This is a genomic window from Pseudomonas sp. WS 5021 (genome assembly GCF_012985535.1).
Classification (GTDB): Bacteria; Pseudomonadota; Gammaproteobacteria; order Pseudomonadales; family Pseudomonadaceae; genus Aquipseudomonas.
The window spans coordinates 220,589-234,289 of sequence record NZ_JAAQWP010000002.1 but is presented as its reverse complement, the minus strand read 5'-3'; the positions used below and the strand labels follow the sequence as shown (position 1 = coordinate 234,289).

Here is a 13,701-nt window from a genome sequence, read left to right as displayed (position 1 = left end):
GGTCTTGTTAGTGGCCGACAAAGTCGACTTCGAGTTGCTGTACGCCCTGGGGCAGCTTGAGGCTGGCGATGGGTATCAATATCCGCCGCTCGGGCAGCGAACTGCCGGCGCGGGCCCAGATTTCCTGGCCATCGGCCCGTACCACCAGGCGCCCTTTCACCCCACGGTTGACCCGCAGTTGCAGGTGCTGCATACCGGCCACTGTGGACGGGCTCAGGCGTTGCGGCACGCAGAGCTTCAAGGCGCCCTTGCAGGCGATCTCGATGCTCGGCGCAGCAGGCGGCAGTTGCCCCTGCAGATCGCGGGCGATCATCGTAGCGATCTTATGGCCTTCGCGAAACGACCAACCTGCCGTCTCGACGGGGCGCAGCAGATTCCCCGCGGCAAAGTAGGCCGGATCGGAACAGCGCCCGTATTGATCGACATGCGGGCCGCCGCTTTTCGGGTCCAGCCGCAGCTCGCTCAAGCGCACCAGGCTCGACTCGGGAGTGAACTGGCCGGTAAGCAGCACGCCGTCACAATCGAAGGTCTGGGTCTGCCCATCGGCCAGGCGCACCGTTGCGCCCTCTACCCGCCCGGTGCCGTGGATTGCCAGAAGTTGTGCACCGAAATGCATCGGCACCCCGCACAACCGCGGAAACAGCGACAGCGGCCAGCGCGCCGTGGCCCGCAGGTTGGCCTCGATCATCGCCACCGGTTGGATTCCGGCACGCCGGCAACTCATGACCGCCGACAGGCTGACCAGCTCGGTGCCGACGATCAGCGGACGCTCAAAGGGCTTGAGATGCTCCAGGTACAGGTAGGACTGGAACGCGCCGGTATTGATCACCCCCAGCGGGCGATCGCCGCCCAGCAGGCGCGCCGAGCGTGGTGTTTCCCGGGCCCCGGTGGCAATCAGCACGCGTCGCGCCTGGATCACCCTGGCGCCCTCCGGGCTCACCAGTTCCAGCCGCCCGCCCAGGCCCATCTGCGTCACCGAGTGCTTGACGCGAATCTGCACCCCGGCCTTCAACGCCTGCGCGACGTTTTTGCGCGCATAGCCAGGCCCTGTATAGACGCGGCCGTATTCGCGCAAACCAAAGGGCGGGTGCCCACAATGACGTGGGATACCACCCGCCTCGGGCTCACGCTCAAACACCACCACCGTGCCAACGCCCAGCTTGCGCAGGGTCATCGCCGCCGACAGCCCCGACGGCCCGCCACCGATAATCGCGACATCAATGTTTTCGACTTCAATGGGCTTCATGACAAACACCTGTGGCAAGGGGAATGGCCAGGTGGCCAGCGCTCAGCTCGGCCACCCGCGCCCCACAATAAAAGCCCTGGCAGCGCCCCATGCAGGCCCGCGTGCGGCGTTTCAGGCCGCCCAGGTCACCGGGCGGCAGCGCGCTGGCCAAGGCATTCTGGATTTCCCGCTGGGTCACCATTTCACAGTGGCAGACGATTTCGCCGTAGCCCGGCCGGTGGTAGTCGCGGGGCAAATGTTCGGCGAGATTGGGCAGCACCGGCCATTGCAGGATTGAGGCGGGGACTGGCGTGTGCTCGCGCTGATACAGGCTGAACACGTGCCGGGCAATGCCCAGCGCCGCCGTCAGGCCGGTGGAGCGGATGCCGCCGACGCTGATCCAGTTCTTACCTTCGACCCGCTGCACCCGATACTCTTTCTTTTCCGTGGCCGGGCGCAGCGCGGCATAGGTGGCGGTGACCGGCATGCCGTCGAGCGCAGGAATCCGCTCGACGGCCGCGTCCACCAACTGGCGCAGCACGTCGCTGTCCAGGCCTGCGTGCAGGCGGTCTTCCTGTTCTTCGGCGGTAGGCCCCACCAACAAATTGCCGTAGACGGTGCGGGTCAGGACGATGCCCTTGGTACGCTCGTTGGGCACCGGCAGGATGATGTTGCCCAGGTAGCGCGTGGCCGCCTTGTCGAACACCACGAACTGGCCTTTGCGCGGGTGGATGGAGAAGCTCGACGCGCCCAGCAACTGCTGCTCCAGTACATCGCCGAACAAGCCGGCGCAGTTGATGATCGTGCGTCCCCGGATAAACCCGTTGGTAGTCTCCAGGGCCCACAGTTCGCCATCGAAATAACCGCCGTTGACCTCGGTATTGAAGCGCACCTGTGCCCCATGCGTCATGGCCTGGAGCAGATACCCAAGCGGCGCCGACCACGGATCGATAAGGAATTCACCAGGCACCTGGACCGCCCCCAGGGCGCTTTGGGCCAGGTGCGGTTCAAGGCTGCGCACCCGCTCGCGGCCGATCAGGCTGACATCGGCAATCCCATTGGCGTGTGCCTGTTCGACGATGCCGTGCAGCTTGTCCAGGTCGTCCTCGTTCCAGGCCACCACCAGCGCGCCGGTCTTGAGCAGGGGCAGCGACATGTTCTGGTGGATGTCCAGGTATTCCTGGTAGCCGTCCTGCATGCATTGCAGCTCCAGGCTGCCGGTTGGCGCATCGAAGCCGGTGTGCAGGATCGCGCTGTTGCCTTTGCTCGCACCAGAGAGGATGTCCGGGCTTTTTTCCAGCAACAGCACCCGCGCGCCCTCCAGGGTAAAGCGCCGGACCATCGCGCATCCCACAACGCCACCGCCAACAACGATGACGTCGTAGATGCCGCTCTGGTTCGGGAAGGGTTTCGTCATTATCAAGCCTATGGGTGAAGTAAGCGCAGAGGTTGCCGTGAGTGGGTGCAGGGCATATGCCACTGACCGAAACGGGGTTGGAATGACCGATTGGCCATCACGGTTCCCTCACTGCCCAAGGACTGCGCGCCAAGGCATGCAGCCGCCGCCATGCCAGCGCCTAGTGTTTATGGGTACCCGGGCTTTAAACACGACGTGGAAAAGGCTGACCGGTTCGGTGCACACAGAGCTGATTCTGTCAAAAAGACGTTACTGTCGATTCGCTCAATACGCGAAAAACGCTACATAAATACACAACCACTTAGAACTAAGTTACTTTTCAACACTTTTTAGGCATGACCCCGACCGCTATTCCACGGCCATATCGCGCTCAGAGCGCGATACTCAGTCAAAAAAACCAACAAATATTGACCGATATGCAAAATTAACCACATTAAATTCGCCGACCGACGACGTAAGGCCGTCTTTTCTCGAGTCCTTCTATAAAAGACGTTGAACGGGCCGGTTCTGAGACCGAGGCCCCCTCGCCCATTGCAGCCGCCAGTCAGAAACAACTAGAATAAGATTAATTCCCACTTACGAATTTTTCGCATGAAACCAGCCCAGCCCGCCGAAGCCGCGACGCTTGAAGCCCTGTACCGCGGCTACCACGGCTGGTTGCTGAGCTGGCTGCGCCGGCGCGTGAATTGCTCCCAGCACGCGGCAGACGTGGCACATGACACGTTCATCCGCCTGCTGTCGGCCAGCCCCTACGTGGCGCCCCGCGAGCCCCAGGCCTATCTCGCCACGGTGGCCCGCCGCCTGTTGATGGACAGCAATCGCCGGCGCCGCCTGGAGCGGGCCTATCAGGAAGAACTGGAACGCTGCGCCCAGTACCTTGAGCAAGCGCCCTCGCCCGAGCAGATCCTGCAGGCGGTACAGGTGCTCGAAGCGATTGACCGGGCCCTGGCGCGGATGAAACCACGGATCCGCGAGACCTTTATCCTGCGCCACCTCGATGGCCTGGATCAGGCCCAGATCGCCGAGCGCCTCGGGGTTTCGGTGCGCACCGTGCAACAGGACCTGGTGGAAGCCCTGCTGGCCTGCGACGCGTGCGCCCAGGCATGACCCCGGCCATCCTGCGCCAGGCTGCCGAGTGGCTGGTGCGCCTCGACCATCAGCCCGACGCCGCCAGCCAACAGGCTTTCCACGCCTGGCTGGCCGCCGACCCGCAACATCCATTGGCGGTTGCGCGCTTGCAAGGCCACCTGTCGCCACTCAAGCAGGCGCCGGCCCGGGCCGCGTTGCGCCGGGCGCGCCAACAGCCGAAGGCGATCAAGGGCCTGGCCCTCACCCTGTTAATCGGCCTGTTTGCCCTGCCGGCCTATCAGTACAGCCAGCGCGGCTACCTGTTCGCCGACCTCAGCAGCGCCAGCGGCCAGTGGCAGCAACAACGCCTGGCCGATGGCAGTGCCCTGCAACTGGATGGTGGTTCGGCGGTGGACCTGCACTTCGACGCCCACCAACGGCGCATACGCCTGCTGCGCGGTGAGCTGCTGGTGGACGTGGCCAAGGATGCCCAGCGCCCGTTCTATGTCGACACCCCGCAAGGCAGCATTCGCGCCCTGGGCACGCGTTTTATCGTCGAGCGCAGCGGCGATGCGACGGTGGTCAGGATGCTCGAATCGTCCACTCGCATCGACAGCGGCACCCAACAATTGACCCTCAACCCCGGCCAGCAGGTGCGCCTGGAGGCAAGCGGCCCAGGGCCGGTGGAAAAATTCGATGCCCGCGCCCACGAGGCCGCCTGGAACACCCACCAGTTGCTGGCCAACGACGAGCCCCTGGCGGATGTGCTGGAGCGCCTGGGACGACATCGCAGCGGCCTGTTGCTGTTCGATCGCCAGGCCCTGCAAGGCTTGCGGGTCACGGTCATGCTGCCGGTCGACGACCCGGCGCGGGCCTTGCGCCTGCTCCAGCGCACGCTGCCGATCGAAGTCAGCAACTACACACCGTGGGTCACCCATGTGTCCTTGAAAAACAGCGCGAATAATTCTCAATAAAGTCTGCGTGTTTTCGGTTTTGCCGCGTCCTTTCCTTGGCCAACATCCAAAGGAGCACCGATTACATGTCTTCCAACCCATCCTCCCGTGGCAGCCTGCTGCTGGCCAGCCGCCTGCTGTTTGGCTGCCTGCCGCTGGCATTACCGGCCATTGCCTACGCGCAGCAACAGGTCCAGGCCTTCGATATCGCCCCAGGCCCCCTTGGCGAAGTGCTCAGCCGCTATGCCCAGGCCGCAGGCGCGCCGATAGCCTTCCAGTCGCAACAAGTGGCCGGCCTGAACAGTGCAGGCGTGCGCGGCAGTTACAACGTAGTGGATGGCTTTGCCAAGGTGTTGGAAGGCACCGGCTTTGCGGCGCAAGCCAGCGCCGATGGCTACCAGTTGCAGGCCTTGACCGAGGCCAGCGGCACCCTGGCACTGGCTGCCACCCAGGTCACCTCCAACCAGTTGGGCACCGTCACCGAGGGCACCGGCTCCTACACTCCGGGCACCATTGCCACCGCCACACGCCTGGTCTTGACGCCCAGGGAGACCCCGCAGTCGATCACCGTGATCACCCGCCAACACATGGACGACTTCGGCCTCAACGCCATTGACGATGTGATGCGCCACACCCCCGGCATCACCGTGTCGACCTACGACAGCGAGCGCACCAACTACTTCGCCCGTGGGTTTTCCATCGAAAACTTCCAGTACGACGGCATCCCCACCCTGCGCAACTCGGCCTACTCGTCCGGCCAGACCCTGACCGACATGGCGATCTACGACCGGGTGGAGATCCTGAAAGGCGCCACCGGCCTGCTGACCGGTGCAGGCGCGCCGGGGGCGACCTTGAACCTGATCCGTAAAAAGCCCACCCGTGACTTCAAGGCCAGCATCGAACTGGGTGCCGGCAGCTGGGACAACTACCGCTCCCAGGTCGACGTCAGCGGGCCGCTGACCGACAGCGGCAATATCCGCGGGCGCGCCGTGGCGGCCTATCAGGACAAGCATTCGTTCATGGAGCGCTACCAGCGCAAGACCAGCGTCTACTTCGGCTCACTGGAAGCGGATCTTGACGACGACACCTTGCTGACCGTGGGTTTTGACTATCAGGACAACGACCCCATGGGCTCGGGCTGGTCCGGCAGCCGCCCGCTGTTCAACACCAAGGGCGATCGCATCGACGTCAAGCGCTCCTACAACAACGGCGCCAAGTGGAGCCGCTGGGAGCAATACAACCGGGGCGCCTTCGCCACCCTGGAGCGCAGCTTCGCCAATGGCTGGGTAGCCAAGGCGCAAGTGACCCACCAACTCAGCGGCTACCACGCGCCCCTGGGCTCGATACAGAGCGCGCCAAATCCCGACACCGGCCTGTCCACGGTCTACGCCAATAAATTCACCGGCCAGACCCGTGCCAATGCCGCCGATGTGTACCTCAGCGGCCCCTTCAGCCTGCTGGGGCGCGAGCATGAACTGGTAGTGGGTGGCTCGGCCTCCAACTCCCACTGGAAAGGCAAGGACTACGGCAGCCCCAAACACGCCAACGGCAATGTGGTGGACTTCTGGAACTTCGATGGCAACTTTGCCGAACCCGACTGGGGCGCCCCCACCTACGTCAACGACCTGACCACCCGCCAAAGCGCTGGCTACATGACCTCGCGCTTCAACCTGGCCGACCCGCTGAACCTGTTCCTCGGCGCCCGCGTCGCCAACTACAAGCTGCGCGGCACCGACGACTCCACCGAAACCGGGCGCCTGGTGCCCTACGCCGGCGTGACTTACGACCTGAACGAAAACTTCACCGCCTACGCCAGCTACACCGACATCTTCATGCCGGAAAGCTACAACCGCGACCGCAACAACAAGCTGCTGGAACCCTCCGAAGGCAAGAACTACGAAGGCGGCATCAAGGGTGAATTCTTCGGCGGCCGGCTCAACACCAGCCTGGCCTACTTTGAAGTGCACCAGAGCAACCGCGCAGAAGCCGACGCCGAATACAACGCCGCGCCGACCAACCCGTCATTGGGCTATGCCACCAAGGGCATCGAAGCCAAGACCAAGGGCTTGGAGGCCGAAATGTCCGGTGAACTGCTGCCCGGCTGGCAGGCCCAGGCTGGCTACACCCACAAGATCATCCGTGACCAAAGTGGGCAGAAGGTCTCGACCTGGGAGCCCGAGGACCAACTCAGCTTCTACACCACCTACAAACTCAAGGGCCCACTGGACCGCTTGACCGTGGGCGGCGGCGCGCGCTGGCAGAACCGAAGCTGGCAGGAACTGTACAACCGCTACAAGGCCAAGAACGAGGAGTTTGCCCAGCAAGCCTACTGGCTGGTGGATGTGATGGCGCGTTACCAGGTCACCGAAAACCTGTCGGCGACGCTGAACCTGAACAACGCGTTCGACAAGAAGTACTACACCAATATCGGCTTCTACAACACCGCCTATTACGGCGATCCGCGCAACGTGATGCTGACGACCCGCTGGGATTTCTGATCAGAACATAATTGAAACATAAGGAAAGTCATCGGCTGCCAAAACAAGGGAATCAACCTGGGGCAAACCGCTACACAAGGCTAACGCCCGGTAGCGGTTGACACCCAGGCCCATTCCCGAACTTTGAGGCAGCAATCCTTATGAGCAGTATTTCCCAGCCCAGCCCTGCGCAGCGCCCCCCACGCCAGCTACTCAATCTGCCTGTCACGCCGTTGCCCTCGCGGCACAAGCGTGAAACTCCCACCCCATCTGAATCAGCTGAACATCCTCGCACCGTGGGCGATCGCGAATTGGCGACGGCGTATAGCTCGGCATTACTGGAGGTCGCCAATCGCCAAAAGAATGTGACGATCAACACGATTGCTCCCGACTCCACATTCGGCCAGTGGTGGGCACAATTGCAAAATGCCTTCAAGTCGCCCGACGTCCGTCAGTGGCTTGAAGAAAAAGGCATCAACACCCGCTCGATCACCCTCCACCCGGAGTCAGGAACACTCTCTTTCAAGCGCCAGCACTACCTTGACCCCGAACAGAAGCGCCACACAGTCGGGCTCGACGACGCACGCTGGGCAGCCATCAGTGGGCCCATTCTGCAGGCCGGCAAAGTCATTGCGGCGGGCCACGCTGACACGACGTTCTCGCCCCCCGCAAGCGATATCCATGACCCGGTTCCCTATTGGCTGGTCGGGCACTTTTACAATGAGCGGCTGGACCTGACGGGCCCGTCGATGCGCCTGCGTGCTGAACAAATCGATCAACAGCAAGGCTTTACCAAGCTCGATCCCACCACCAGCGCCGATTTGATCAAGGCGCGCAACGACAGCGCTCTGTACGTGCAAAAAGCGCACTTGGGGGATATTGTCAGCCGCCATCAAGCCATCGCCGAGCTTCGTCACCTGGCGTCTGGCGTCGAATCCGGCAGCGAATATGTGGGGCAAATCCAGAATGCGCTGACCAAAACGATGATCGACCTGCCGGCCGACAGCACTTACCAACCCAGCACCAGCGGCCAACCCAATAGGGTCAGCCTACTGCAGTTTATCCAAGACCATGGCTGGGATATCCCGACCGATCACGCACAACTGGTCAACCTTGCCAGCGCCCTCGCCACGCCACCCCCCAAGGCTGCGAGCAATGGCAACCTGGGTGGCGCGCTGGCCTGGCCCGTATCGCTTGACCAGGACAGCCAGGAACAATTGCAGTCGGATATACGCGCAGGCCAGTTCGGCGATCTGACCCTGCGGCCCTTTCACCGTGTGCTGGATTATCTGCTGCAAGGCAGGCAAGTCTCGCCTCAAGAGCAGAGTAATCCACGCCTGTTGATTGATACCTTGATCAATTCTGCCCGAGGCCAGGCACTGGGCAGTGCCATCCAAGCCACCTTCGCGGCTCGCGCCGTCAAAGGCAGTGCCGCTGATTGGCTGCTGGCGGCCTTGAACGTGGAGAGCACCAGCGCACCCACCGGCCAAGTACCCGGCGAGATCGCGGGCTACCGGCTGGTTTCGCCCGGCAACGTCGGTAAGTCGGCCGCCACGGTCTGCGAGGAATTGGCCGCGCACCTGCTGGCCCAGGGGCGTGCAGCCTCGCCCGCGCAAGCCACGCTTCAAGCCCATCTGCTACTGGCCAGCCGGGCGCCGGCGTTCCTGGTCAAGGACATTCCGGAGCAGGTAGTGGTGGGAACCCACAGTTGGGTCAGCCTGGCCACGGCAACCGCGCGCATTGAAGCAAAAGCCCCCGGGGCAACGGCGACGATGAGCTATGCGCAGATCATGCTCGACGCGGGTACAGCGCCCATCACGGAAGAAGAACGGCAGGTGGAATACAGGGCCCAGAGCGAGGCGATCAAAGACTGGGGGGCAGCCAGCGGCATGGGTTACCCCGTGACGCCCGCCGCAATAACTGCCGTGCGCGAGGCATTCAGCGCGCAAGTGCGCGAACTCAAGGAGGCCTCCGAAACCCAACTGCCGCCCATGCCCACCACCAAAGCCATTGCCCTGGAACAGCTCAAGCATGCGCTGCCGGAGATGGACCCGGCACTCTTCGACAAAAAATGCATTACCTCGCAGCCCGCCAGCAGGTTTTTCCCCGGCCCCTACTCGATCCTGGACCTGTATATCGACGGTCGCGGGCTCAACGGGGCACCCGACTCGGCGGACAACTGGGGAGAGACCGGCCGTGCCTTTGTAAGGGACCTGACGTACGGCACCATCAACATTGAGCCTGATGGCAAACCTGCGGCGTGGGTTTGCTCATCGACTGCGATCAACCTCGACGAGGTCATGCCCAAGCTCAAAAACCTGGCGCGCCCCTTGGAAGTGTTCAAAAGGACATTTGCCGACTACGCCAACGACGTCAAAAAAACCACGGCTACCCAGATCAAGCTACTGATTTCCAAACTGCCGCTCACCGACAGGCAGAACCTGGAGTTCGGAAAAATAACCATCAGCAAGGAGATGCGCTACACACGGGACGATCAGCCCATTCAGGTTGAACCGGGTGTTGTCCTGGTCAAGACCGAACGCAACGGTAGCGTCATGACCTATGCCATTGACCGCTTGAAGGGCACGGTGACCCGGCGGCCAGACCAGAGTTACAAGGAGTACGCTCCCCAGAGCGGTTTCATGCATTCCTCTGGCGGTAAAAGATTCGATGCAATAACACCCTCGGGTCAGTACGCAGCGGGCATAACCCAGGAAACCCCAGGTGTAGAAGACGCCCCCAATAGCTTCAGCAGTGCCAGGACCCGCTACATTGCTGATGCCTTGATCAAGGACATGGAACTGCCTGCTGTAGAACGCTATGCCAAGGGCGCCACCACCTTTGATACGGAAGTACCGACCTATAAGATCCTTGAAGAGATTGCGCTCAATCTCATTCCCTTCAGGTCGGCCATCAAGAACTTTATCGAGGGCAATATCGGCAGCGGCATTGTCGATCTGGCGTTTGATATCTTCGGTTTTGCAATCGGCCTGGGGCCGGCCGCCAAAGGCGCAAAAGCCCTAGCCACCGGAGCATCGGCCCTGTCGAAACTGGGGCGTACCGGGCAGATCATTGGGCGCGCGGCGGTTGGTGCGCTCAATCCAGTAGGGGGTATCGATGACTTGGCGCGCTCTGTCGTAAGCCTGGGGCGTACCGCCCACAAGGGCGTCAAATCCTTGCGCGGCAGCTACCGCAGTGTGAACCTGCTGGAACTGGCAAAAAAACCTGACATTGCCGAAGGCACCTACAAAGCAGCCAGCGGCGCACTTGAAAACAAGGCCCTGGCCAAGTTCGATGAGGCGAGCCAAAAGTGGTATGCCTTTGACCCTCGCACGCAACAGGCGTACGGCAAATCACTGGACCATTTCGTCGTTGATACGCCCAGGTTAAACGACCCCAACAGCTTGCCGGCCATCGGCGCCGAGGTGGCAAAGACCGCCAGCCAGCAGCACGGTCTGGCAGCAACCGGTACGTTCCGGATTGGGCAAGAGACAGTCGAGGGGAACGTCGTACTGTTCCAGGGCAACTGGCATCAATACGACGTGCTCAAGAAAAGAGCCTTTGGCCCCCCACTGAATGATTTCAAACCCAGCCGGGTGGCCGCCAATGGTGAGATGAAATCGCTCAATACCGACCTATTGGGTTACGAAATCAAACATATCGCGGCGGATGAGCTCAGGACTAAAGGGCTGCAAGGCAATGTCTACACGGGCCAGAGCCATAAGGAATACGTCAGGGTCGATGGTGCGTTTTATGAGTCGCGTTTGAAAGAGGGACAGCGGGTCATCGTCCACCCCGGCGGCGCGGGCGCGGATATCCCCGTGCAGGATCTGGGCATGGCTGGGTGGGCCCCCACATCCAGGGCCAACCAGTTGCTGGGAGGGGCCGGCAGCGCGCCAACACCCTGGAAACTTGGCGACAGTACGTATGTAGTGCCAATGGACGATATCAAGGCAACGGGCAACCCAGCGTCGCCCTATGCCATCAACTACATGGGCGAAGACCAGAGTGTCAGCTTCAATAGCTCCATCGGTACATGGAAAGCCACCCGCCTATTGAGCGGCGCTGAACGGCCAAACCATCTCTACTACTGGAGAACCGGCAAAGGTAAATGGCAGCGGGGAACCATCGATGAGCTTAAAAAAGCCAAGCGGATCGACGCACACAACTACCATTTTGTTGAGGCCCCCGCGCCGATCACGATAAATGTCCCCAAAGATGTGCAGCCTTTACCCAAAGAACTGCATTATTTCTGGGCTGGCCAGGACATTCCCGCCAACCTGGTCGACAACATGGCCAACAATGCAAGCAAAGCGTGGGGGTATAAATCTGTGCTGCATGTGGATGCCGATAACCCAGCGGTTTTTCAACAGATAAAAAGCAAACTGCAAAGCAAGGCCCCTGGCCTGACGGTGATGAACCTCAATGAAGACGAGGTTTTCAAACAGCTGAAAAACGGCGAACTGTATAACTACTTTCGCCAAGGCCAGGGGAAAAACCTGGCCGCCGCGTCGGATGTTGCACGCTATCCCATCATGAATAAATACGGTGGCATTTATCTCGATACCGATGATGTCATTCAAGCTGACATCGGCAATACGCTACTAAAAGCGGGCGCCAATGATGTCCTCCTGAATAAACCTGTGGCCCATAGCCTCACTGACTACCACCCGTTCTACAACACCAGCAACTTTGCAACGCAGCCTGGCAACCCTGTCATTACCGATATGATCGCCGAAATGAACCAGCGGTTTTCCGCCAACAAGCCCTACTTCGCAGCCAATCGCCCCACCGTTACCCGAGGGTCAAATGGGCAGGTGCAATACACCCCTGAGTTCAACGCCTATGAGCGCAAAATCTTTCAGACGGTGGGCCCCAATTTGTTTAACGACGTACTTAAATCGAAAAGACCGGACATGTACGACCTGGGTTTCGATGGCATTGCCAAAGAATCAAAAGTTGTCGATAACAAAGTCGTCTCATCCGGGCCGGTGGTCAACATTGAAGCGCGCCTGCGCCAGTTTTACACGAGCAAGGGCATTGTCCCTTCCGAGCTGTTGGGCCTGCGGATCAAGCAAATGAAGGAGCACTACTACCCGCTGTTCCATCAGTTCAAGGTCAAAGTAGGCGCCGAACACTCCTGGATCGACGGCTGAGACCGCGTGCGGCGGGTGGTTACTCAACCACCCGCCGTACCTTGAGCAACGCCGCGCGCAACGCGCTCTTGTCCACCGAGCCCAACGCCAGCCTGATTGCATGGGGCACATGCCCTGACACCGCAAACGGCTCGGCAGTGGACACCGAAACACCCTCCTGCGCCAACGCCATGGTGACCTGATCCGCCCGGGCATCCTCCCCCAACGGCAGCCATAAAAAATACGACGAGGGATGGCTGATGTACTCCACCCCCGCCAGCACCTCAGCCGCCAGCGCCTGCCGGGCCTGGGCGTCCTGGCGTTTTTGTACCTCCAGTTGGAGTACCGTGCCGTCCTCGATCCAGCCGGTGGCGATGGCCGTCATTACCCCCGGCGCATTCCACACCGTGGCCATGACCGTCCTTTCCAGCGCCGCAACCCACGCCAGTGGCGCCACGACGAACCCCACCCGCAGGCCGGTGGCGACACTCTTGGACAGCCCGCCCACGTACACCGTGCGCTCCGGCGCCAGGTGCGCCAAGGGCGCTGGCGCGTGCTCGACGAGGAAGGCATAGGCGGCGTCTTCGATCAGGATCAGCTCGTGTTCGCGGGCGATGCGCACCAGCGCCTCGCGCTGGTCGAGCCCCAGCACCCAGCCCAGGGGGTTGTGCAAGGTCGGCATGCAGTACAGCGCGCGCACCGGGCGTCGGCGACACAGCTGTTGCAACACTGCCAGGTCCGGCCCGCGCGGCGTGACCGGGATCGCAACGAGCTCCAGGTGCAAGGTCTCGGCCAGCACCTTGAAACCGGAATAGGTCAAGGCATCCACCGCCACCACATCGCCGGGCTTGAGCAACGCCATCATGCTCACCGCCAGGCCATGCTGGGCCCCGCTGACCACCAGCACCTGCTCGGCCGCGACACTCAGGCCACGGTGCAGCAGATGCCGCGCCATCACCGCCCGCTCATGGACGCGCCCGGCATGGGGCTGGTAACGCAGCAGCGCTTCCAGGTCGCCAGACAACGCCAATTGGCGCAAGGCCGTGCGCAGCAGGTCGGCCTGGCCGGGCAAGGACGGGTAGTTGAAATTCAGATCGAGCATGCCCGCCGCCACCGCCATTTGCCCACTGCCTTGGCCGGGCGCCAGGGCAATTTCCCGCACAAAAGTGCCACGCCCGGTCTCGCCGCTGACCAGGCCCATGGCCTCCAGTTCGCTATACACCCGGCTGGCCGTGACCAGGGCCAGGCCATGGGTGGTCGCCAATTGGCGGTGGGTCGGCAGGCGGGTGCCGGGCACCAGGGTTCCAGCACGGATATCCCTGGCGAAAGCATCCACCAGGGACTTGTAGCGGGCACGGGGCATGGGCGATGTATCCATGACAATTTTTTGATTGTCGCAATCTTCAGCCCTAGGATGCCCGAAACG

The 13,701-nt window shown here is 61.7% G+C and carries 7 protein-coding genes; 4 read left to right on the top strand and 3 right to left on the bottom strand.

All coding sequences use genetic code 11. The annotated features are described in order from the left end of the window. Nucleotides 1-7: 7 nt before the first annotated feature. Nucleotides 8-1,246 carry an FAD-dependent oxidoreductase gene (locus tag HBO19_RS07395; protein ID WP_170057186.1) on the bottom strand — a complete coding sequence of 413 codons (1,239 nt, stop codon included), beginning with the start codon at nucleotides 1,244-1,246 and terminating at the stop codon, nucleotides 8-10. Continuing rightward, nucleotides 1,233-2,642, bottom strand: coding sequence for an NAD(P)/FAD-dependent oxidoreductase (locus tag HBO19_RS07390; RefSeq protein ID WP_170057185.1), 1,410 nt, complete (start codon nucleotides 2,640-2,642; stop codon nucleotides 1,233-1,235). Before HBO19_RS07390 ends, HBO19_RS07395 begins: the two co-directional genes overlap by 14 nt. Nucleotides 2,643-3,233: 591 nt before the next feature. Between HBO19_RS07390 and HBO19_RS07385 the strand changes: the two genes are divergently transcribed. From HBO19_RS07385 to HBO19_RS07370, 4 genes are all read left to right on the top strand, one after another. Next, entirely contained in the window at nucleotides 3,234-3,749 is a 516-nt protein-coding gene (locus HBO19_RS07385; RefSeq protein WP_169952967.1) for a sigma-70 family RNA polymerase sigma factor, read from the top strand. Continuing rightward, nucleotides 3,746-4,684, top strand: coding sequence for a FecR family protein (locus HBO19_RS07380; protein WP_170057184.1), 939 nt, complete (start codon nucleotides 3,746-3,748; stop codon nucleotides 4,682-4,684). Before HBO19_RS07385 ends, HBO19_RS07380 begins: the two co-directional genes overlap by 4 nt. 65 nt (nucleotides 4,685-4,749) lie before the next feature. Beyond that, complete coding sequence (locus tag HBO19_RS07375; protein WP_170057183.1) at nucleotides 4,750-7,161, top strand: TonB-dependent siderophore receptor; 2,412 nt, start codon at nucleotides 4,750-4,752, stop codon at nucleotides 7,159-7,161. A gap of 140 nt (nucleotides 7,162-7,301) precedes the next feature. Beyond that, on the top strand, nucleotides 7,302-12,296 hold the full coding sequence (locus HBO19_RS07370; RefSeq protein ID WP_170057182.1) for a glycosyltransferase: 4,995 nt from the start codon (nucleotides 7,302-7,304) through the stop codon (nucleotides 12,294-12,296). A 19-nt stretch (nucleotides 12,297-12,315) separates the two neighbouring features. Here the strand turns inward: HBO19_RS07370 and HBO19_RS07365 are convergent, their stop codons facing one another. Then, nucleotides 12,316-13,638, bottom strand: a complete 1,323-nt coding sequence (locus HBO19_RS07365) for a PLP-dependent aminotransferase family protein (protein WP_170057181.1) — start codon at nucleotides 13,636-13,638, stop codon at nucleotides 12,316-12,318. Nucleotides 13,639-13,701 lie beyond the last annotated feature (63 nt).